Here is a 21,360-nt window from a genome sequence, read left to right as displayed (position 1 = left end):
CGGCATGTGTCCGCTGCTCCCGCCGCGTGACCAGCCCGCCCCCGGCTGACCCGCCCAGCCCCTGCTCCCCCGGCCGTCGCTGCCGCTTTTCTGCTTTTGCGACGCACTGACCAATCGCCACCCGGCCGCCCGCGCGCGGGAGCCCGTAGCCTCCCCCGTCTCTCTATCCACACCAGCCCCGCGACCAGCCCGCCACCCGGCCGACCCGCCGGAGCCTCTGCCCCGCCTCGCCGTCGCTGCCGCTTTTGCGCTGCTCCGACGCACTGACCAACGGGTACCCGGCAGTCCTCACGCGGGAGCCTGTATCCCTCTCCCGTCTCTCTCGTCACCCCCCCACGCGGCCAGCCCGCGGCAGCCCTGCCGCAAGCCCGCGCCCCGGCCGCCGCCCCGAGGGCCCGGCCGCCCTCCCCGTCGCTGCCGCATTTTCGCTGGTCCGACGCACTGAACACCGGAATGCCGGCCGCCGAGAAGCGGGAGCCTGCGGTCGCGGCCGCTCCAGCCCCGCGGCCGGCCGCCCGGCCGACCAGCCCGGGGCCCGGGCCGCCTCGCTGTCGCTATTGCCGCTGCGACGCACTGGCCATCCAGCACTCGGGCGCCCCTGCGCGCGAGCCCGCGGCCTTCTCCGCGCCTTCAACCAGCAGAAACCCTGGTCGCACGCGATTCCTGAAGCGGCGGGACAGAGCGGGAGACGGCCGGCGCAGCCGTCCTTGCTTGTCATCCCTGCACACCAGTCCCGCGACCCACGCAGGCGCTATGCGCACACGGCCCCTAAGCGGGACAGAGGGAAGCGCTACCGGCGCAGCCGCCCTTGCTGCTGGTGTCTTCCATGACAGTGCCCCTGCCGCACACGGCAGGGGCGCTGTCATGGCCTGACCAGCGGGGGTGTCAGCCGGCCGGGGTCCCCGCGCCTCCGCCGGTGCCCTGGTCGGCACCCGCACCGCCCTCCTGGCCGGTGCCGGCCCCAGCACCGCCCTCCTGGCCGGCACCCGCTCCGGCGCCGCCCTCCTGGCCGGCGCCAGCGCCGCCGCCCTGGCCGGAGCCGCCGCCCTGGCCGGATCCCGCTCCGCCGCCCTGCACATCGGCCGCGGCCTCGAGCTCGACGACGCGGCGGTAGAGCGGGTCCTTGAACGAGGTCAGGGCGATGAGCGGCGAGGTGAGGTCCTCGTGCTCGGCGAGGTCGTCGGAACCGGCACTCTGCGCCCACGCCACCAGCAGGTAGTGGCCGTTCACCGACGCCTCGGCGCGGCTGTAGCCGGCGCCCAGGCGGGTCAGCGGGTCCTCGGAGCCCGGATTGGTGATGAAGCCGGGGCCTTCGGCCTCGACGTCCTTCGGCTGCTCCATGGCGTCGGCCACGGCCTTGGCTGCCTTGGCGTCGCGCAGGTTGAACAGGACGGCGGCACCGACGTAGTCGCCGGAGCTGTAGGCAGCCCGGGCGGCCTGCGTGCAGCCGCCGTCCTCCAGGGCGCCGGCCACCGCCTCGCCCCAGACCGCGGCGGAGCAGTCCTCGGTGAGCTCGTGGTCGGCCAGTTCGAACTCGATGTCCTGGGAGTCGATCGCCTCGTTTCCGCGCTCGAACATCTCCCCCTCGGCGAGCGGGCGCGAGTCGGTCTCCTGCGAGGCGAGTACCGCGCCCATCCGGTCGGACTCGTGGACGACCGTGTAGCTGGACGGCCGCGCGTTCTCCGGCGCGCTCGGGCCCGAGGCGAACTGGACCACCAGCACCACGGCGAGCGCGACGACCGCGGCCCCGAGCACCCCCAGCAGGATCGGCACGGTCTTCCGGCGGCCGCCGGAACCGCGCCGGCGGGTGCCGGACGCGCGGCGGCCGCTGCCGCCCTCGCTGGCGTCGCCGGCGGAGCCGGCCCGCCTCCGCCGTCCGCCCTGCGGAGCGGGCGCGTCAGAGGGATCTGAAGAAGACACCGGTACCTCTCGGGGTGGACGGGACGGGCGCGGTCGGCCCAGTCGGCGGCTTCGGGATCGGGCGGCGGGTGCGGCCGGCGCGGCGCGCGGGACCCCGTGCGGCGCTGCGGCACCGGGCGCCCCTCCCCCGGTGGGTGCATCTTAGGGCATTGGGGCTATCGGGCCGCAGTTGCGGGAAGCGGACCGGCAGCGGGGCCGCCGCCCGGGCGCGGTGCCCGGGAAGCGGCCCCGTTCAGTCGTCCCCCTTGGCCGCGACAGCCTGCTCGTAGACCCAGATGGAGGCGTCCATGGCGAGCACGCCGGCTTCGGCCAGGCCGGTGTCGTCGGCTTCCGGCGCGGAGCCGTCGGTGGGCGCCACCCAGTACACGGCGAGGTAGTGGCCCATCGCCTGGGTGGACGCCTGGCTGTAGCCGGTCTGCAGGCCCTCGATGGAGGTGTCCATGGGCACCAGGAAGCCGGGCTGGACGTCGGGGTTGCGCGGGTCGAGGATCTCCGCGGTGGCCGAGGCCGCATCGGCGGTGGCCATGTCGAAGAGCGCGACCTGGCCGACGTAGTCGTCGCTGCTGTCGGTGTACACGCCGCGGACGGCCGAGGTGCACTCGCCGTCGACGAGGGACTGGCCGAGGTCCTCGCCCCAGACCCACTGGGTGCAGGTGTCGGTGGTCTCGGAGCCCTTCAGGGCCATGGTCAGGTCGCCCTGCTCCAGCTCCTCGGCGTCGCCGCCGAAGACCTTGCTGTCGTCCAGCGGGGCGGCGTCGGCGCCGCGCTCGGCGATCGGGTCGAACACGTCGAGCTCGGTGGTGGCGCCCTGGTACACGGTGGGCAGCAGGGTGGAGTGGCCCTCCTCGGGCAGGTCCAGTTCGGGCTTGTCGCCGCCGGAGATGGGTCCGCCGGCCAGCAGCAGGCTGGCGAGCAGGCCGAGCAGCGCGAGGAGCGCGACGCCGCACAGGGCCAGCAGGACGCCGAGGATCACGGTCCCGCGCTTGCGCTTGCTCTGCTCGGCGAGGCTGTTGACCATCTGGCTGGGCCGGTCGCCCAGCACGCTGACCCGGCGCAGGGCCGAGGCGGAGAACCGGGATACCGGGTCGGCGCGGCGCGCGCTGCGGCGCGACCCGTCCTTGCGGCGGCGCTTCTCCGCGCGGCGCCCGGGCGTGCCGGCGGCGGACTCGCTGTCCAGCTCCTCGCCGCCGGAGTGGTCGTCGCCGTAGTCGTCCGCGGAGCCGCCCCGGTCGTCGCGGCCGCTGTCGTAGCCGCCGCCGTCGCCGTAGCCGCCGTCATAGCCCTCGCCGGCGCGGTCGTAGTCCTCTTCGGTGTAGCCGTCGCCGGTGTAGGTGCCGTCGCGGACGGGCTCGTCGCGGCGGCGGCGCGCCGAACGGCGTGCGCGGCGCCGGCCGGCGCGGCCCGCGGACTCGGATCTGCTCACCTGGGTGCTCACTCATCCTCGGCGGCGCCGCCGGGTCTCCGCCGCGCCTTGCCGCGGCGGCGCCGCCGGCGCCTTAGGCGTTCCGCTCGGGCCCGGACGGCCCGGCGGGGGCACCGTCGGAGGAGTCGGCGCCGCTCTCCGGCGAGGCGCTGTCCCCGCCGGCGTCTCCAGCGCTCTCCTGCTCAGCGTCCCCGCCGGCGTCTCCGGCGCTGGGGCCGGTGCCGTCGGAGCCGTCGGTGCCCGCGGTCCCGGCGTCGCCGCCGGCCGATCCGCTCTCCTCGGCGTCCGGCGCGGACGCGCCGCGCCCGCCGGAGGTGGCGGGATCGGTGTCGAAGACCTGGGTCCCGGGGTCGTGGCCGACCGGGACGACCCGGGTGGAGAAGCGGTCGAGCCTGCGCCCGGCCCAGATGAAGTAGGCCAGTGCGGCGAGGAGGACCGCGATCGACGTCCAGTTGTTGAGCCGCAGCCCGAGGATGTCGTGTGCGGGATCCACCCGGAGGTATTCGATCCAGAACCGCCCCACACAGTAGCCCATGACGTACACCGCGAAGAGCCGCCCGCCGCCGAGGGCGTCGGTGTAGCGGCGGCCGAGCCAGGCGAGCAGGACCGCGAGCCCCACGCACCACAGCGATTCGTACAGGAAGGTGGGGTGGTAGGTGGTCTCGCCCATGATGTAGCCGGCCGGGACGCCCTCGTCGATGGAGACGTGCAGCGCCCAGGGCACGTCGGTGGGGGCGCCGAAGAGCTCCTGGTTGAAGTAGTTGCCCCAGCGGCCGAAGGCCTGCGCGAGCGGGATGGTCGGCGCGATCGCGAAGGACAGCTTGGTGAGGGACAGCCCGCGGCGGCGTGCGACGAACCACACACCGAGCGCGCCGAGCGGGATGGCGCCCCAGATGCCGAGGCCGCCGTTGCGGATGTCGAGTGCGCCCAGCGGGTCGCGGCCGGGCCCGAAGTAGAGCTGGTAGTCGGTGATGACGTGGTAGATCCGGCCGCCGATGAGGCCGAGGAAGACGGCGGGCACCGCCGCGTCGATGATGGTGCCCTTCTCGCCGCCCATCGCGGCCCAGCGGCGCTCGGCCCAGAAGACGGCGGCGACGACGCCGGCGAGGATGCACAGCGCGTACAGGTAGATGGTGAGCGGGCCGATTTCGATGCCGCTGATGGGTGGGCTGGGGATCGCCGCGAGGGCGCGGCCGGCTTCGGCCGCGCCCTCGCCGGCGCCGTCGGGCGCGGCCGTGGTGGGGCTGGTCATGTGCTGGTCTTCATTCCTTGGCGTCAGGGGAGGCGGAGGGCGAGGCGTCGGAGCTGCCGGCGTCCTCTCCCTCAAGGGGCTGGGTCTCGACCTCGCCGGGGCCGGCTCCTTCGACGGCGCCGCGCAGGCCGGAGGCGGAGAACGCCTCGTCGCCGAGCTGGCTGCCGTTGAGGTAGACGGCGGGGGTTCCGGAGAACGCGTCGGCGCCGGAGTAGCGCTCGTTCACCGCGGCGGTCGCCTCGAGGACCTCCTGGACGTAGCTGCCGTCGAGGAAGGACGCGTCGAGGCCGTTCTCCTCGCCCCAGGCGATGAGGTCGGTGATCGGCATGGTGTTGATCTGCTCGGCGCCGATCTCGCCCTGGGCGCGCTCGAGCAGGTCGGGGCCGAAGGAGGTGCCGAACTCCTCGGCGACGGCGGCTTCGGACTCCACGCGCTCGGCGAAGGCCGGGTCGTCGATCCCGGCCTCTTTGCCCCAGTCGACGAGGTCCTCGGTGGCGAAGCCGGGCTGGCCCTCGGTGGGCTGGTTCTCGAAGACCAGGTCGTGGAACTCCACGAAGCGGCCGTGGTCGGCGGCGGCGCGCGCGGCGCCGGCGGCGCGCAGCGAGTTGGTGGAGATGGGGTCCTGCTGCAGGGCGAAGATGCTCACCGGCCGGTACTGCACGGTCGCCTGCCCGCTGGCGGCGAGTTCCTTGATCGCGGGCCCGCTGGCGACCTCGAGCTGCTTGCAGGCGGGGCACTGGAAGTCGGCGTAGACCTCGACGAGGGGCTTCTCGCCGCCGCCGTCCGTCGCCATGACGACGCTGCCGTCCTCCTGCAGGGTCTGCGGAGCGAGCGCCTCCGGCCCCTCGTCGCCGCGGTCGGAGCTGAACCAGAGGTAACCGCCGGCGACGACGAGGACGAGCACCAGCACGGCCGCCCCGATCACCAGATAGGTGTTCCGCTTGCGCTTGCGCTCCTCCGCGATGCGCTGCTGCTTCAACCGTTCGCGGGCCTCGCGCCGCGCCGCCTTGCTCATCTGGCCTTCACCGTTCTCGGTCGGGTGTGGGACGTGGATCGGGGGTGGGGGCCGCCGCGGCGCGGGCGGGGGCAGGCGCCGGAGGGGCCGGCGCGGTCACCGGTAGAGGCCGGCGACCCGGTCGAGGGAGAGCGGCGAGCGCGGCCAGATCATGACGATACCGGCCAGCACGATGAAGCCGACGTCGCGGGCGATGTCGAGGCCGTACTCGGTCTCGCCGGGCGCGACGGGGCCGCCGGTGCCGAAGCAGCCGCAGTCGATGTTGAGGCCGCGCGCCCACGCCGAGATGATGCCCGCGATGAAGACGGCCATCAGCAGCGCGGTGGCGGCGCCGGCGTAGCGGGTGGCGAGGCCGACGAGCAGCAGCAGCGCGAGCGCGATCTCCACGAGGGGCAGGGTAATGCCGATGAACTCGTTGACCGGGTCGGAGAAGAGGTCGTAGGCCTCGACCGACTGGATGGACAGCGCCGGCGGCAGCTTGGTCACCGCGGCGAAGCCGAGGATGCCGGTGAGCGCGAGCCGGCTGGCGAGGGTCACCCAGGGCTGGGCGGTGCTCCACAGGGCGCGGGCGCCGCCGGGCGCAGCGCTGTCCTGCGCGGTCGGCTCCTCGGTGGCGGCCGGGTCGGTCGATTCCATGGCTTCTCCCGTTGAGGGCGGGCGGCGGCCCCGGGGCGCGCAGGCGCGCCGGGCCGGGGGTCGCAGCGGAGCCTACTGCACGTGACTGCGGCGTGACGGCAAGTCCGCACGGATCGGCCCGGCGCGGGCCGCCGGCGGGGCGGCCCGCAGCCGCCCGGGGGTGCCGCGCACCGTGTGCGGCACCCCCGGGAACGCTCCGGTGAGGCGAACCTACCGCCGTCGGCGGCCGCGCGCATTCCGGCCCGGCCGCTGCGCCGCAGCGCCCCCGCTGCGCTCAGCCGCGCCCGGCGCGCACGCCCTCGGCGAGTTCGGCGGCGAACGCCCGCACCGCCGCACGGGCCGCGTCCATGTCGGGTGCCTCCAGCACGCGGCGGCAGAAGCCGGCGCCGACAATGACGCCGTCGGCGTAGCCGGCGACCTCGGCGGCCTGGGCGCCGGTGGAGATGCCGAGCCCGACGCAGACCGGCAGGCCGGTTCCGCCGATCGCGGCGCGGGTGCGCACCACGAGCTTCTCGGCGGTGTCGGCCACCTGTTCGCGGGCGCCGGTGACGCCCATCAGCGAGGCGGCGTAGACGAAGCCGCGCGAGGCTGCGGTGGTCAGCCGCAGCCGCGCGTCGGTGCTGGACGGCGCGACCAGGAAGATCCGGTCGAGGCCGTGCGCGTCGGAGGCGCGCACCCACTCCCCCGCCTCTTCGGGCAGCAGGTCGGGGGTGATGATCCCCGCGCCGCCGGCGGCGGCGAGGTCGGCGGCGAACCGCTCGGGGCCGTACCGGTCGATCGGGTTCCAGTAGGACATGACGAGCGGAGCCGCGCCCGCTTCGGCGACGGCGGAGACGACGTCGAACACGTGCCCGGGGCGGGTGCCGGCGGCCAGCGCCCTATCGGCGGCCTGCTGGATGGTGGGGCCGTCCATCATCGGGTCGGAGTAGGGCAGGCCGACCTCGACGACGTCGCAGCCGCCCTCGACCATGGCGCGGACGATCTCGATCGATCCGGGAAGGTCGGGGAAGCCGGCCGGCAGGTAGCCGATGAGGGCGGCCCGGTTCTCCCTGCGGGCCCGCTCCAGGGTGCGGGTCAGGGCGGTGGGCTGCGGTACGTCTGCGGCGGTGGCCGGGGTGGAGGTGCTCACGCCTGCTCCTCGCTGTCCAGGAGGTCGAAGTAGGCGGCGGCGGTGTCGACGTCCTTGTCGCCGCGCCCGGAGAGGTTGACGACGATGACCGCGTCGGGGCCGAGCCGCTCGCCGAGCGTGCGCGCACCGGCCAGGGCATGCGCGGACTCGATGGCGGGGATGATGCCCTCGGTACGGCAGAGCAGCCGGAACGCCTCCATCGCGGCGGCGTCGGTCACCGGCTCGTAGACGGCGCGGCCGGTGTCGGCGAGGTGGGCGTGCTGCGGGCCGACCGCCGGGTAGTCCAGGCCGGCCGAGATGGAGTGGCTGGGCCGGGTCTGGCCGTCCTCGTCCTGCAGCACGTAGGTGCGCGCGCCGTGGAAGACGCCGGGGGTGCCGGCGGTGATGGACGCGGCGGTGCGGGCCGTCTCGGCGCCGTCGCCGCCGGCCTCGAAGCCGTACAGGGCGACGCTGCTGTCCGGGATGAACGCCGCGAACAGCGCCATCGCGTTGGAGCCGCCGCCGACGCAGGCCGCGACCGCGTCGGGCAGCCGCCCGGTGCGCTCCAGCACCTGCTCGCGGGCCTCGGCGCCGACGACGAAGTGCAGGTCACGGACGAGGTCGGGGAACGGGTGCGGGCCGGCGGCGGTGCCGAACAGGTAGTGCGTGGTCTCGACGTTGGCGACCCAGTCGCGGAACGCCTCGTTGATGGCGTCCTTCAGGGTGCGGCTGCCGATGGTGACCGGGACGACCTCGGCGCCGAGCAGCCGCATCCGGGCGACGTTGAGCGCCTGGCGGCGGGTGTCCTCCTCGCCCATGTAGACGGTGCAGTCGAGGCCGAGGAGCGCGCAGGCGGTGGCGGTGGCCACGCCGTGCTGGCCGGCTCCGGTCTCGGCGATCACCCGGGTCTTGCCCATCCGGCGGGTGAGCAGCGCCTGCCCCAGCACGTTGTTGATCTTGTGCGAGCCGGTGTGGTTGAGGTCCTCCCGCTTGAGGAGGATGCGGGCGCCGCCGGCGTGCGCGGAGAAGGCGCGGGCGTCGGTCAGCGGCGTCGGCCGGCCGCTGTAGTCGCGCAGGAGGTCGGCGAGCTCGGTCTGGAACGCCGCGTCGCTGCGGGCGTCCTCCCAGGCTGCGGCGACTTCGTCGAGGGCGGCGACGAGCGCCTCGGGGGCGAACCGCCCGCCGTAGGCGCCGAAGTGGCCCACCGGAGCGGTCTGCTCCGCGGGGCCGGTCGGTGCAGTGGTCATGTCGGTTGCTCTCCTGGGAGCCGCGGCGGCGCGCCGGTGGGCGGGCCCGCCGCGGGCGGTACGGGTTATGCGGGCGCGAAGGGGGGAGGCCGCCGTGCGGGCCGCGGATATCTATCCCGGTCCCGGCGTGGTGGGCGGTCTCCCTAGAGCCATCGCCGGGTACGGGCGCGCAGCCCCGCGGGTGCCGCGGGCGCGGCGGCGCGCAGCGCTCTGCAACCGCGGGCCGGAGCGGCCGGAGCGGTGCGGTGCGGAGCCGCGGTCATGGCGCGGCCTCAGTGCCGGTCGCGGAGCGCCGGGTGGGCGCCCGCGGTGACGAGGTCGGCGACCGCGGTGCGCGGGTGGCGGCCGGTCACCAGGCTCTCCCCGACGAGGACGGCGTCGGCGCCGGAGGAGGCGTAGGCCAGCAGGTCGTGCGGGCCGCGCACGCCGGACTCGGCGATCCGGACCCGGTCGGCGGGGATGGCCGGGGCGACGCGGGAGAAGGTGTCCCGGTCGACCTTGAGGGTGGTCAGGTCGCGGGCGTTGACCCCGATGACGGTGGCGCCGGCGTCCAGCGCGCGGGTGACCTCGGCCTCGGTGTGCACCTCGACCAGCGGGGTCAGCCCGAGGGATTCGGCGCGCTCGACGAGCGAGACGAGGGCGTCCTGCTCCAGGGCGGCGACGATGAGCAGCACGGCGTCGGCGCCGTGCACCAGCGCCTCCCAGAGCTGGTAGGAGCTGACGACGAAGTCCTTGCGCAGCAGCGGGGTGTCCACGGCGGCGCGGACCGCGGCGAGGTCGGCGAGGCTGCCGCCGAACCGGCGCCGCTCGGTGAGCACGCTGATCAGCGCGGCGCCGCCGGCGGCGTAGTCGGTGGCGAGCGCTGCCGGGTCGGCGATCGCCGACAGGGCGCCCTTGGACGGGCTGGAGCGCTTCACCTCGGCGATGACCTGGACGCCGGGGCGGCGCAGCGCCGCGGCAACGTCGATGGGGCGGGAGACGGCCGCGGCGCGGTCTTTCAGCTCCTCCAGCGGCGTGGCTGCCTGCCGTTCGGCGAGGTCGTCGCGTACCCCGTCGAGGATCTCGTCGAGCACGCTCACGTGGGCCTGCCCCCTCTAGTTTCAGCCGTGGTGGACGGTAGTCGGACCGGGCGCGGCTCCGGCTCCGTGCGGGGCGGCCGCTCGGCCCGCCCGGTGTGCTCCGATCGTATCCGGACCCGCTGGCCGACCGGGCACCGGCCCGCGGTCGGGCCGGGGTGCGGCAGAGCGCGCGGGGGCGGCCCTGCGCCGCCGGTCAGAACAGGATGGACGGGGGTGCGAGCACTCCGCCGGGGGCCAGAACGGCGCCGAACGGCGTGTTGCGCACGACCCAGTAGCCGATGATGACGGCGAGGATGCCGAGCAGCCACACCCTGCGCCAGCGGATCACGGCGGCGCCGATCCGGCCCGGCGGGCGCACCGCCCCCTGCGGCCGGAAGGAGCGGTACAGCCAGCGGAAGTAGTGGAAGAGGAAGTAGGGCACCAGCACCGTGAAGAGCGCGTTCATCTGGAGCGCGCCGACGATGTCGAGGTTGCTGAGCGCGTTGACGGCGCGCATGGTGCCGCAGCCGGGGCACCAGGTTCCGGTGAGCATGAGCCACGGGCAGGTGGGGTAGTGGCCCGGCTCGTGCGGGTCGACCAGGTGCACCATGGCGATGCCGGCCAGGCCGGCCACGCCCACCAGGACCGGCCACGCTCCGGGGTGGACGCGCGCGGCGAGGGCGCGCAGCCGGTCCGCCGGTCCGGCGGGGGTCTGCGGTGCGGGGCGGGCCATCTCTTCCACGGTGCCACCTTAATGCGCGTGGGGCGCCGCCGGTGTGCGGCGGCGCCCCGGTGCGGTCCGGCGCGCCGCCCGGGCGGGCGGCGCGCCGCAATGCGTACGGCGGGCCGGAGGCGATCCGGCACGCTGCAGACGGGCAGGGTGCTCAGAAGTCGGTCTCGAGGTCTTCCATGTCCTGCTCGAACTGCTCCATCTCCTGCTGTTGCTGCTGCTCCAGATCGTTCAGCACGATCGCGCTGAAGATCTGGGCGCCGATCCCGACGACGATGGCGATGGTGCCCAGGACGAAGGCGATGTTGCGGAAGGTCGTGGCCTTCTTCGCCGAGTCCTGCGCGCCGGCGTAGTCGCCGGTCTGCCACTGCTTGTCGATCTTCAGCTGGAACACCAGCGCCGGGATACCCAGCGGCCAGCAGCACAGCAGGGAGAGGATGACGCCGACCAGGCCCACCTCCGGCGGCGGACCGCCAGCGGGGGGACCGGGGGGCGGGCCGTAGCCGCCGGGTCCGCCTCCGTAAGGGGGCTGGCCGGGGGGCGGGGGGCCGGGAGGCGGTCCGTAGCTCATGCCGAGTCGCGCTTTCTGACGGAACGGATAACGACGCCGAGCGCTCCGGCCGCGGACACCGCGGGCCGGAGCGGGCTGTTTCTCAGGGGGGATGGTGCCGGCGACCGGGGGCTGGGATCGCGCGCCGCAGCTGCGGCGGGGGCTAGAGCATGATGGCAGATAATCCGGTCCTGAATGGCCAATTCGGGCCGAACGGCCGGTATTCACCCCGGATCTGGCCGACTCCGGACGTGAAGGGAACGGGTCCGGAACTCACAACCGTGCGCGGACCGCCCGCGCCGGGCCGCGGGTGTGCGGCGCCGGCCGTGCTGCTGCTCCGGCCCCGCCCGCAGTGGGCGGGAGCCGGAGCCTGCAGGTGTCACCAGGGCAGGCGGGCGCCTCAGTAGGTCGCCGCCGACATGCCCGCCAGCATCAGGTTGCTCACCACGCCGAGGACGATGGCGATGGTGCCCAGGACGAAGGCGATGTTGCGGAAGGTCGTGGCCTTCTTCGCCGAGTCCTGCGCACCGGCGTAGTCGCCGGTCTGCCACTGCTTGTCGATCTTCAGCTGGAACACCAGCGCCGGGATACCCAGCGGCCAGCAGCACAGCAGGGAGAGGATGACGCCGACCAGGCCCACCTCCGGCGGCGGACCGCCAGCGGGCTGGCCGGGAGGGGGACCTTGGGGAGTGCCGTAGCTCATAGCCGTGTTGCTCTCTGTCTCGGTAGGGAGGGTGCGCCCGCAAGTCCCGCGGCAGTCGCGGCGCCGGGAGGGCGCGGAGGCTCTGCTGCGCGGACGGGCCCGGCCCGTCCGCGCCGCCGGCCAGGACGCGCGGAGCAGGGCGCGGCCGTCCGCTGCCGGCGGAGCGGTCTGCATCATGGCAGTGCACGGTGACGATTGGGACTCTTGTTGCGCAGTCCGCCGCATCCCCCTCGCGCGCCGCATCCGCCCGCATCCGCCCCGCGGCGTGCGACAGCACCTGCGGACAGCCGGTTTCCGCGGCCGCGCCCCTGCCCCGGCCGCGGGCGGCGCTCCTCCGCGCCGCGACCACATGCGGCCACTGGCGGGGCGCACCGGTCCGGGGGGTGCGGGCGGCAGCGCCTCCGCAGGGACTGCCGGACGGGGCCGCGGGGGCCCTGCAGCCGCGGACCCGGGGGGCCGCAGCGGGAGACAGGACAGGGACGGGCGGTTCTGCGGGGTGCAGAACCGCCCGTCCCCGCCCGTCCCTGGCGGCGGGCGCGCCGATCGGGCGCGCACCGCGGGATGCTCCGGCTACTCGGCGCCGACGGTCTCCTTCTCGGCGGCGGCCTTGGCGGCGGGCTTCGCCGCGGAGCGGCGGGACTCCTCCCACTCCTGGCGCGTCGGCGGCACCGGGCGCGGCTCCTTGCGGCCCAGGCCCGCCTTCTTCATCAGGCCGGCCACCACCGCGAGGACGACGCTCGCGCCGAAGGCCAGGCCGGTCCAGGCGATGAGGTCGCCGCCGAGGACGATGGCCACGCCGGCGACGGTCCAGGTAATGATCCAGGTGAGGGTCAGGAACCAGGCGGCGACGGTGTTGCCGTGGTCTTCGTGCTCCTCGTGGTGTGCCTCAGCGGTGTCGGCCATCAGGGCTCCTTCTGTGCTGCCGGGGCGCCCTCGGGACGGACGCTCGGGTGCTCGGTGGTCTCGGCCCGCTCGCCTGCGGCGGGCGCGGGGTCGAGGGTGGGGTCGTCGCCTCCGTCGAGGGACTTCCACAGGTCAGCAGGGTCGGCGGGCCCGGCGGGCCGTCGTGCTGCGGTGCCGTGGCGATCGTACCGGCTGCCCATGCCGGGCCAGCCGGGTCCCCGCACCGACACGGCCAGGCCGGCCAGGGCGATCAGCGCGGCTCCGGCGGCCGCAGCGGCCGGCCAGACCCAGGCGACCTCGACGTCGGACGGCGCGCGGCCGGAAGCGGCTTCGTCCGCCAGGGCGGCGGCGACGCGGGAGCCGCGGGTGCCCGTCCACAGCGCGGCGAGGGCGCCGGCGGCCAGCAGCGCCATGGCGGCGCCGACGGCCATCCGGGCGCGGCCGCGGGTGGAGAAGACGGCGGCGAGCGCGGCGAGTCCGGCCCAGCCCAGCCCGGAGGCGGCCGGGACGAGGTCCGCGCCGCCGGCTTCGACGGGGGCGGCGGCGAGCCGGCCGGGCATCTCCACGGTGCCGTGCGCCCACACCTGCCCGGTGGCGGCGATGAGCGCTGCGGCGCCGAGCGCTGCGGCGGCGACTGCGGCGGTGTAGCCGCGGCGGGAAGCGGCGGTGCTCATGCCGGGGCTCCGGGAGCGGTACCGGGCCCGGCGGGCAGCGGGTCGGCGTCGAAGCAGGTGCGGTCACCGGTGTGGCAGGCGCCGCCGGCCTGGTCGACCCGGAGCAGCAGGGTGTCGCCGTCGCAGTCGAGGGCGGCGGAGACCACCCGCTGGGTGTTGCCGGAGGTGGCGCCCTTGACCCAGTACTCGCCGCGGCTGCGCGACCAGTAGGTGGCCGCACCGGTGGCGAGGGTGCGGGCCAGGGCGGTGTCGTCCATCCAGGCCAGCATGAGCACCTCGCCGGTGTCGTGCTGCTGCACGATGGCCGGGATGAGGCCGTCGGCGGTCCGCGTGAGGCGGGCGGCGATCTCCGGGTCGAGCCCGGATGCGGCCTGCTCGGTAGTGGGGCGCCCGTTCATACCTCCAGATTAGGGTGCCCGGAGCGGGACCCTCCCCCGGGTCCGCCGTCCGGCGCTGGGTGAGGTTGGCCACGGCCCGGCGGAGGAATGCCGCAGCGCCGCCGGGGCCGGGCAGACCGGGCACTGCCCGGCCGCCGCGGTGCCTCGGCCGCCGGGTACGGCGGACTGCCGCCGGACCGAGCGTCGGTAGGGTCGGGTGCGTTCCCCTGCGTGCCCGAAGGAGTCCCGTGACCGCCCAGCTGCTCCAGGCCGATCTTGCGGCCGTTCCGGCGGCGCTCACCGCCCTCGCCGACCGCTTGGCGCGCTTCGATCCGTTCGCTGCGCTGCCGGCGCTCGTCGACGACGAGCCGGCCGGCATCCTGCTGCTGGGCACCGGATCGGCGCGCTACGCCTGCACGGCCGCGGCCTACCGGCTGCGGATGGCCGGGCTGAGCGCGGTGGCCGAATACCCCTCCGCGGAGGCGTCGCTGCCGCCGGGGCCGGCCACCCTCGTCGTCGCGGTCGACGCGGGCAGCGGGCGGCGGGAGCTGTGCACCGCGCTGGACCGCTACGCGGGCTCCTCGGCGATCATCGTGCTGGCCGACGACCCGGCTTCGCCGGTGGCACGGTACGCCGACATCCTCGCACCGCTGCAGGCGGGCCCCGAGGAGAGCGGCCTGGCCTGCCGCCGGCACCGGCTCGCCCTGGCCCTGCTGCTGCACCTGGGGCACCGGCTGGGCGCGCCCGCCGCGGGCTCGTCGGCGTCGCTGGTGCCGACGCTGCGCCGGTCCGCCAACGCGGCCGCCGACCTGCTGGAGCGGTCCCGCACCTGGCTTCCGGCGGCCGCTGCCGCGCTCGGCGGCGAGGGGGCGGGCACGGCACCGCGGGCGCTGTATGCGGTGGCGCCGCCGGGGCGGCTCGCCTCGGCCGAGCAGGCGGCGCTGGCGCTGCGCGAGGGGCCGGTGCTGCCGGCGGCGGCGTGGGAGACGGCCGAGTGGTCGCACACCGGACGGCACATCGCGGCGGTAACGCACTACCGGGCGCTGCTGTTCGGCGGCTCGCACTACGACGAGCGGTTCGCCGAACACCTGCTGCAGCTGCGCGGCCGCTTCGTCGCCGTCGGCCGCGACGTCGAGGGCGCCGCGGTCGCGGTGCGCTACCTGGGCGACTCCGACCCGGATGTGGCGCTGCTGACCGAGCCGGTCGTCGGCGAGCTCCTCGCCGCGCGCTGGTGGGCGGGGCGCGGCTGAGCCGAGCCCGTCACGAGGGCCCGCCCCGCGCAGGTGCGGCGCCGCTGCCGGGACCCGCACGGCAGCCCCCGTCCCGCCGCGGGAGCGCGGCGGGGCGGGGGCTGCTTCAGGCGGAGCTCCGCACCCAGGAGGCGTACAGGTCGGCGTAGACGCCCGGCTCGGCGGCGAGGCGGTCGTGCGGGCCGCGCTGCGCGACCCGGCCCGCGTCGAACACCAGCACCTCGTCGGCGGCCTCGGCGGTGGACAGCCGGTGCGCGATGGTGATGGACGTGCGGCCCCGGGTCAGCCGGTCCAGGGCGCGCTGGATGCGGACCTCGGTGGCCGGGTCGACCGCGGACGTCGCCTCGTCGAGCACCAGCAGGTCGGGATCTGCCACGAAGGCGCGGACCAGTGCGACCAGCTGCCGCTCTCCGGCCGACAGCGATTCGCCGCGCTGCCCGACCGGGGTGTCCAGGCCGTGCGGCAGGCCGTTCAGCCACTCCCCCAGGCCGAGTTCGCGCACCGAAGCGGCGAGTTCGGCGTCGGTCGCGCCGGGCCGGGCGAACCGGATGTTGTCGCCCAGGGAGGCGTCGAACAGGAAGCCCTCCTGGGGCACCATGACGGCGCGGCGGCGCAGCGAGGCGAAGGACACCTCGCGCAGGTCGGTGCCGTCCAGCAGGACCCTGCCTTCGCGCGGGTCCATGAGCCGGGTGAGGAGCTTGACGAACGTGGTCTTGCCCGAGCCGGTCTCGCCGACCACGGCCAGCCGGGTTCCGGGCGCGATGCGCTCGTCGACCCCGTGCAGCACCACCGGGCCGTCCGGGTAGCTGTAGCCGACGCCGTCGAAGCGTACTTCCACCGGGCCGCGCGGCAGCTCCACCCCGTCGGCGCCGGGGTCGGCGACGTCGGGCTCGGTGTCCAGGACGCCGAGCACGCGGCGCCAGCCGGCGATGGCGTTCTGCGCCTCGTTGAAGATCTCCGTGGCCATCATCATCGGCTGGATGAAGAGGGTGACCAGGAACAGGAAGGCGATCAGCTGGCCGGGCGTGATGTCGCCGGCGACGCCGAGCAGCACGCCGACGACGACCACGGCCGCGTTGCCGACGGCGGCGATCATCTCGGCGAACGGCGAGACCGCCATCGACAGCCGCTGCGCCTTCACCTGGGCGGTGCGGTTGGCGAGGATCGCCTCGTCGACGCGCTGCGCGGTGCGGTCCTCGGTGCCGTAGGCGCGGATGACCGCGGCGCCGCTCACCGTCTCGCCGATGGCGCCGAGCATCGCGCCGGTCCGCTCGCGCACGGCCAGGTAGGCGCGGGAGAGCAGGCGCTGCAGCCAGCGCGCGCCGAACAGCAGCGGCAGGAAGCAGATCCAGACGACCAGGGTGAGCTGCCAGGAGTAGACCGCCATCAGCCCGGTCGCGATGGCGAGCTGGCCGGCGGAGACGATCAGCATCAGCCCGCCCCACTGCATGAAGGTGCTGATCTGGTCGACGTCGGCGGTGACCCGGGAGACCAGCGCGCCCTTGCGCTCGCTGTTCTGGGTGAGCACGGACAGGTCGTGCACGTGCCGGAACGCCTTGCGGCGCAGGGTGGCCAGGCCGGACTCGGTAGCACGGTAGAGCCGGACGTTCATCAGCCCGGTGCACACCGCGGTGATCAGCAGCGCCGCCGTGCACAGCCCCACCGCGGTCGCGACGAAGCCCAGGTCGGGGCGGCCGGATGCGGCGATACCGCCGTCGATGATCTGCTGGACGGCGACCGGGACGACGACCTTGCCCGCGGTGGCGACGGCGGCGAACAGCAGGGTCCAGCCGATGCCGCGGGTGAACTCCGGCGACAGCTGCAGGCCGCGGCGGATGGTGCCGATGGCGCCGTCGGCGGATCTGGCGAGGGCGGGCCCGCGGACGGGCTCCGGCGCCGGGCCGGCCGGCGCTGCGGTGCCGTCCGCGCGGTCGCGGGGGCGGGTCGGTGCGCTCATCGGGCGGCCTCCTCGGCGTCGGTGGGCGGTGCGGCTTCGGCGGCGCGGTCGGCGGCAGCGCGCTCGTAGGCGGTGACGAGGCGCTCGTAGCCGGCCGAGCGGCCCAGGAGCTCGGCGTGCGTACCGCGGTCGGCGACGGTGCCGCCGGCCAGGAACACCACCTCGTCGGCGAGTTCGATGGTCGCCCGCCGGTAGGCGACCACGACGACGGTGGACGCCGCTCCGGTGTCGGCGAGGCCGGCCAGGATCTCCGCTTCGACCTGCGGGTCGACGGCGGAGGTAGCGTCGTCGAGGATCAGCAGCCGCGGGCGCCGGACCAGTGCGCGGGCGAGGGCGAGGCGCTGCCGCTGGCCGCCGGACAGGGAGGTGCCGCGCTCGCCCAGCCGGGTGTCGAGCCCGTCGGGCAGGGCGGCGACGAAGGAGTCGGCGCGGGCGGTCCGCAGTGCCGCCCACACCTCGTCGTCGCCGGCTCCGGTGCCGAGTTCGACGTTGCCGCGGACGGTGTCCTCGAACACGAACGCGGTCTGCGGGACCAGCGCGGCGGCGCCGGGCAGCGCGCCGCGCTCCAGGTCGCGGATGTCGGTGCCGTCCAGCAGCACCCGGCCGGTGTCGGGGTCGACGAGCCGCATGAGCAGCGCGGTCAGAGTGGACTTGCCGGCGCCGGTGGGGCCGACGACGGCGACGGTGCGGCCGGGCGCGATGGCGAGGTCGACGTCGCGCAGCACCGTGGTCCGCGGCCGCGGCTCCGCGGCGGCCGCGGAGCCGCCGGCGCCGTCGAGGTCCCGGTCAGCGGCGCCGTCGGGGTCGTAGGCGTCCTCGTAGGAGAAGGAGAGCCCTTCGACGGTGACGGAGGCGCCGTCCGCGCGCGCCCCGAGGGTGCGCTCGCCGTGCTCCATGCGGCCCCGGGCGGTGAGCACGGACTGCACCCGGTTCCAGCCGACGACGGAGCGCGGAAGATCGCCGAGGATCCAGCCGAACGAGCGGATGGGCAGCGCGAGCAGCGTGAACAGGTAGGCGATCTGGACCAGTTCGCCGGGGTCGATGGCGCCGCTGGCGAGCCGCCAGGAGCCGACCAGGAGGACGGCCAGGACGCCGAGGTTGGGCAGCGCCTCCATCACCGGGTCGAAGGTGCCGCGCATCCGGCCGAGCCGGATGAGGGTGTCGCGCAGCCGTTCGGTGGAGGCCGCGAAGCGCTCGGTCTCGGTGTCCTCCCGGCCGAGGGTCTTGACGACGAGGGCGCCGTCGAACGACTCGTGGGCGACTTCGCTGACCTCGCCGCGGAGCGCCTGGGCGCGGGCGGCGACGGGTGCGGAGACGCGCTGGAAGACGACGTTGACGGCGAACAGGAGCGGGAACACGACGAAGCCGACGAGGGCGAGGAAGGGGTCGGTGACCACCATCGCGCCGGCGGCGATGGCGAGCATGAACACGCTGCCGATGGCCATCGGGAGCGGGGCCAGCGGCATCCAGGCCGCCTCGACGTCGGCGTTGGCGTTGGACAGCAGCTGCCCGGTGGGGTGGCGCTGGTGCCAGGCGAGCGGCAGTTCGAGGTACTTGCGGGAGACGGCGCGCCGGTAGCGCGCCTGCATGCGGAACTGCATCAGGCCGGCGTAGAGGCGGCGCAGGGCGAGGCCGAACGCCTTGAGCACGCCGACGGCGAGGAGCGCGGCGGCGCCGGCCGACAGCAGTGCGGCGGTGGTGCGGCCCTCGGCGAAGGCGGGCAGGATCACGTCGTCGGTGACGCGTCCGAGCACCCAGGAGGAGCCGACGGTGACGGCTGCGTGCAGCGACGCACCGAACACGGCGACCAGGAAGACGGCTGGCTCGGTGCGCATGGCGACCCACAGCACCCGCATGCCGCGGCGGAAGACCGGGGACCGCCGCGGCTTCTCCGGCGCGCCAGGGGCGATGCCGCCGGAGCCGCTGGAGCTGTCGGGCGCCGATCCGGCGCGGTTGGATGCGGCCCCGTCCTGGCGGATGCCCTGCGGCATGCGGCCCCCTGTCCGTTGTCGTGCCCGCGGTGCGCGGCCTGCCCGCGGGGCGCCGCCGCTGCCGCCTGCGGCGCGGCGGCGCGGCAAAAAGCACATGCCATCCGGTCGGGGCGGCATGTGCTCGGTGCGAGCCTCCTGCGCGGAACTGCGCGGGTGGCAGCGAAAGGTTCAGCGTCCTGCAGAGCGGCCCTATTCCGCCCGAGTCCGCATCTGTCCGCCGGCGCGCGGAACCTGCTGCCCCGGGGCGGCGTCCGGGCGCCGCTGCGCACCGCGCCCGCGTGATCCGGCTCTCCCGCCCGACGCTGCGGGCACGTCCGATACCCGGGACCCCGGTCGTCCGCCCCGCCTCGCGCACCGGCGGGTGGAGAGCGGCAGGGCGGGCCGCGGAGCGGATCGGCCGCCCCGGGCCGGCATCCGGGCAGGGTGCGGCGCAGCGCGGGGAGCAGGGGGCGGGGCGGGGGGCGGCGTGGCACGCCGGCGCGGCATGCACCGCCGTGTCCGGGGGCGGCTGGACACGCCTCCGCCCCGCGGACGGGCACTCGGGGCACCCGCCCGCGGGGCGGTGGGAACTGCGGGAACTGCAGGAACTACGGGATGCAGACGTCCGCGGCGAGCAGCGCCTTGAAGGTGTCCGGGCCGACGTCGCCGTCGACGTCGATGCCGGCCTCGGCCTGGAACTCGCGCACCGACTGCTCGGTGACCGGGCCCCAGCGGCCGTCGGTCTCCTCCGCCCGCTTGATGTCGTAGCCGTGCGCGAGCAGAGCGGTCTGCACCGCCCGCACCATGTGGCTCGGCTCCTCTTCGGTGCCGTCGCCGACGATGCCGAAGTCGGAGCGGATGTGCTCCCAGGTCTCGTTGCCGACGACGCCGTCGACCGGCGGCGGGTTCTCGGCGTCCTGCTTGGACTCCTGGTAGTAGGTCACCGCCACGGCGGTGCCCTTCTCGTTGTAGAGCTCGTCCGGCGTACCGCCGAAGTGGCCCCATTCGACGAGCAGGTGCTCGAGGACCTTGACGCGCCAGCCCTCGGAACCCGGCTTGAGTTCGACCCAGTCGCACTGCTGGATCTGCTGGCGCACCTCGGGCGGCGTGTTCGGACCGTCGGCCAGGGCGGCCGGCGCCCCCGCGACGGCACCCCCGGCGAACAGGGCGGCAGACGCGAGAACAGCGGTCGCCGCCGCACGGATGGACGAAACTGCGGGCATGGAGTGGTCCCCTTCCACTCGATTCTTCCTCGGACGCGGGGGGAGACGCGGCTCTGACCTGCACGGTTCACCGAAGCGCTCCGAATGCAGCCGCACAGCCAGGACTTGATCACTTTCTGTAGTCCGGGACAACCGCACACGCCGCCGCGCGCCTGCGCCCCCGCAGCAGGCCGAGGACAGACCGGGTGGAACCCGGCGACCGCGGCGCCTGGCGGGCGGGAACCCGCCGAGGAAGCGGTGCGTACCGGAGGAGAGGCCCCGCAGGCGGGCGCTCGGGGCACCCGCCCGCGGGGCTCTGCGGATCCTCTCCGGCTAGCCGGTGCAGTTGTCGGCGGCGAGCAGGGCCTTGAAGGTGTCCGGGCCGACGTCGCCGTCGACGTCGATCTCGGCCTCGGCCTGGAAGTCGCGCACCGACTGCTCGGTGACCGGGCCCCAGCGGCCGTCGGTCTCCTCGGCCTGCTTGATCGCGTAGCCGTGCGCGAGGAGCGCGGTCTGCACGGCGTGGACCTTCTGGCTGGGCTCCTGATCGGTCCCCTGGCCGACGACGCCGAACGCCCCCCGCAGGCTCTCCCAGGTGTCGGCGTCGACCGAGTCGCCTTCGGGCAGGCCCATCGCCGCGCGGAAGTCGGCGACGGCCGCGCCGGTGCCATCGGCGGTGTAGACGGTGTCCGGGGTACCGCCGAAGTGGCCCCACTCGACGAGCAGGTGCTCGACGGCCTTGACGCGCCAGCCCTCGGAACCCGGCTTCAGCTCCAGCCAGGAGCACTCCTGGATCTGCTGGCGCACCTCGGGCGGCGTGTTCGGACCGTCGGCCAGGGCGGCCGGCGCCCCCGCGACGGCACCCCCGGCGAACAGGGCGGCAGACGCGAGAACGGCGGTCGCCGCCGCACGGACAGACCTCAGTGCAGGCATGGAGTGGTCCCCTTCCACTGGCGTGCTTCTTCGGATGTGCAGGGAGACTGCGCCGCCGTCCGGCTGGTTCGGGAAATGCTCCGAATGCAGCCGAGCAGCCAGAGCCTGATCACCTTGATCGCGCGCAGGCAACCGGAAACGCATCCGCGCGTCGTCGCCGCCTCGCAATCGGCGCCCGTGCCCGGCCCGTCGCGCGCGCGGCGGGCCGGCCAGGTGGCGGGCCGGTGAACGGTGGCGCTCACGCCGGCGAATTCACCGCGCGAATGCCGCCGCGGCGGTCCGGGCACCGGTGCGCCCGGCGCAGACTGCGAGGGTGCCCGAGCACCGATCCCCCACGCTCCCGCGGGCTGCCGCCCCCTCGCTCCCGCCCGCCGACGCGCTCGGCGACGCGGCGGCCCGCTGGGCCCTGCGCGCCGGCCGCAGGCTTCCCGGCGGCGCCGGCCGTCCGGGTG

General features: G+C 75.3%; 20 protein-coding genes. 2 read left to right on the top strand and 18 right to left on the bottom strand.

The window, feature by feature from the left end:
• Nucleotides 1-885: 885 nt before the first annotated feature.
• The 14 genes from ACYVGT_RS20155 to hisI form a co-directional block, all read right to left on the bottom strand.
• Entirely contained in the window at nucleotides 886-1,920 is a 1,035-nt protein-coding gene (locus tag ACYVGT_RS20155) for a hypothetical protein (RefSeq protein WP_460860764.1), read from the bottom strand.
• A gap of 232 nt (nucleotides 1,921-2,152) precedes the next feature.
• Nucleotides 2,153-3,343: a hypothetical protein gene (locus tag ACYVGT_RS20150; protein ID WP_460860762.1), complete on the bottom strand. Its 1,191-nt coding sequence runs from the start codon at nucleotides 3,341-3,343 to the stop codon at nucleotides 2,153-2,155.
• 73 nt (nucleotides 3,344-3,416) lie between these two features.
• Nucleotides 3,417-4,595 (bottom strand): prolipoprotein diacylglyceryl transferase, encoded by a 1,179-nt coding sequence (lgt, locus tag ACYVGT_RS20145; RefSeq protein ID WP_460860759.1) that lies wholly within the window; start codon nucleotides 4,593-4,595, stop codon nucleotides 3,417-3,419.
• Between the two features lie 10 nt (nucleotides 4,596-4,605).
• Nucleotides 4,606-5,610, bottom strand: coding sequence for a DsbA family protein (locus ACYVGT_RS20140; RefSeq protein WP_460860757.1), 1,005 nt, complete (start codon nucleotides 5,608-5,610; stop codon nucleotides 4,606-4,608).
• A gap of 96 nt (nucleotides 5,611-5,706) precedes the next feature.
• On the bottom strand, nucleotides 5,707-6,246 hold the full coding sequence (locus tag ACYVGT_RS20135; RefSeq protein ID WP_460860754.1) for a MauE/DoxX family redox-associated membrane protein: 540 nt from the start codon (nucleotides 6,244-6,246) through the stop codon (nucleotides 5,707-5,709).
• Between the two features lie 274 nt (nucleotides 6,247-6,520).
• Nucleotides 6,521-7,375, bottom strand: a complete 855-nt coding sequence (trpA, locus tag ACYVGT_RS20130; protein WP_460860752.1) for a tryptophan synthase subunit alpha — start codon at nucleotides 7,373-7,375, stop codon at nucleotides 6,521-6,523.
• Complete coding sequence (gene trpB / locus ACYVGT_RS20125) at nucleotides 7,372-8,601, bottom strand: tryptophan synthase subunit beta (RefSeq protein WP_460860750.1); 1,230 nt, start codon at nucleotides 8,599-8,601, stop codon at nucleotides 7,372-7,374. The genes trpA and trpB overlap by 4 nt, the downstream gene beginning before the upstream one ends.
• A gap of 272 nt (nucleotides 8,602-8,873) precedes the next feature.
• The gene (gene trpC / locus ACYVGT_RS20120; RefSeq protein ID WP_460860747.1) at nucleotides 8,874-9,680 is read right to left on the bottom strand and encodes an indole-3-glycerol phosphate synthase TrpC; all 807 of its coding nucleotides are present in this window, start codon (nucleotides 9,678-9,680) and stop codon (nucleotides 8,874-8,876) included.
• Between the two features lie 193 nt (nucleotides 9,681-9,873).
• The gene (locus tag ACYVGT_RS20115) at nucleotides 9,874-10,392 is read right to left on the bottom strand and encodes a DUF2752 domain-containing protein (protein ID WP_460860839.1); all 519 of its coding nucleotides are present in this window, start codon (nucleotides 10,390-10,392) and stop codon (nucleotides 9,874-9,876) included.
• Between the two features lie 151 nt (nucleotides 10,393-10,543).
• Nucleotides 10,544-10,960, bottom strand: a complete 417-nt coding sequence (locus ACYVGT_RS20110; protein ID WP_460860745.1) for a CD225/dispanin family protein — start codon at nucleotides 10,958-10,960, stop codon at nucleotides 10,544-10,546.
• A 379-nt stretch (nucleotides 10,961-11,339) separates the two neighbouring features.
• Complete coding sequence (locus tag ACYVGT_RS20105; RefSeq protein WP_460860743.1) at nucleotides 11,340-11,642, bottom strand: CD225/dispanin family protein; 303 nt, start codon at nucleotides 11,640-11,642, stop codon at nucleotides 11,340-11,342.
• A gap of 570 nt (nucleotides 11,643-12,212) precedes the next feature.
• The gene (locus ACYVGT_RS20100) at nucleotides 12,213-12,545 is read right to left on the bottom strand and encodes an HGxxPAAW family protein (protein WP_460860741.1); all 333 of its coding nucleotides are present in this window, start codon (nucleotides 12,543-12,545) and stop codon (nucleotides 12,213-12,215) included.
• The gene (locus ACYVGT_RS20095) at nucleotides 12,545-13,219 is read right to left on the bottom strand and encodes a Trp biosynthesis-associated membrane protein (protein WP_460860739.1); all 675 of its coding nucleotides are present in this window, start codon (nucleotides 13,217-13,219) and stop codon (nucleotides 12,545-12,547) included. Before ACYVGT_RS20095 ends, ACYVGT_RS20100 begins: the two co-directional genes overlap by 1 nt.
• Nucleotides 13,216-13,617: a phosphoribosyl-AMP cyclohydrolase gene (gene hisI, locus ACYVGT_RS20090; RefSeq protein ID WP_460860737.1), complete on the bottom strand. Its 402-nt coding sequence runs from the start codon at nucleotides 13,615-13,617 to the stop codon at nucleotides 13,216-13,218. Before hisI ends, ACYVGT_RS20095 begins: the two co-directional genes overlap by 4 nt.
• Before the next feature lie 227 nt (nucleotides 13,618-13,844).
• On the opposite strand from hisI, the gene ACYVGT_RS20085 reads away from it, so the two are divergent.
• Complete coding sequence (locus tag ACYVGT_RS20085; RefSeq protein WP_460860735.1) at nucleotides 13,845-14,846, top strand: sugar isomerase; 1,002 nt, start codon at nucleotides 13,845-13,847, stop codon at nucleotides 14,844-14,846.
• Between the two features lie 106 nt (nucleotides 14,847-14,952).
• On the opposite strand, the gene ACYVGT_RS20080 is transcribed toward ACYVGT_RS20085, so the two are convergent.
• From ACYVGT_RS20080 to ACYVGT_RS20065, 4 genes are all read right to left on the bottom strand, one after another.
• Complete coding sequence (locus tag ACYVGT_RS20080; protein ID WP_460860733.1) at nucleotides 14,953-16,803, bottom strand: ABC transporter ATP-binding protein; 1,851 nt, start codon at nucleotides 16,801-16,803, stop codon at nucleotides 14,953-14,955.
• A complete protein-coding gene (locus ACYVGT_RS20075; protein WP_460860729.1) occupies nucleotides 16,800-18,794 on the bottom strand; it encodes an ABC transporter ATP-binding protein in 1,995 nt (664 codons plus the stop codon). Before ACYVGT_RS20075 ends, ACYVGT_RS20080 begins: the two co-directional genes overlap by 4 nt.
• A gap of 587 nt (nucleotides 18,795-19,381) precedes the next feature.
• The gene (locus tag ACYVGT_RS20070) at nucleotides 19,382-19,996 is read right to left on the bottom strand and encodes a peptidoglycan-binding domain-containing protein (protein WP_460860726.1); all 615 of its coding nucleotides are present in this window, start codon (nucleotides 19,994-19,996) and stop codon (nucleotides 19,382-19,384) included.
• A gap of 312 nt (nucleotides 19,997-20,308) precedes the next feature.
• On the bottom strand, nucleotides 20,309-20,908 hold the full coding sequence (locus tag ACYVGT_RS20065; protein ID WP_460860724.1) for a peptidoglycan-binding domain-containing protein: 600 nt from the start codon (nucleotides 20,906-20,908) through the stop codon (nucleotides 20,309-20,311).
• An 84-nt stretch (nucleotides 20,909-20,992) separates the two neighbouring features.
• On the opposite strand from ACYVGT_RS20065, the gene ACYVGT_RS20060 reads away from it, so the two are divergent.
• The gene (locus ACYVGT_RS20060; RefSeq protein ID WP_460860721.1) at nucleotides 20,993-21,136 is read left to right on the top strand and encodes a hypothetical protein; all 144 of its coding nucleotides are present in this window, start codon (nucleotides 20,993-20,995) and stop codon (nucleotides 21,134-21,136) included.
• Nucleotides 21,137-21,360 lie beyond the last annotated feature (224 nt).

The organism is Nocardiopsis coralliicola (genome assembly GCF_054779695.1).
This window is presented reverse-complemented; position numbering and strand designations above follow the sequence as displayed.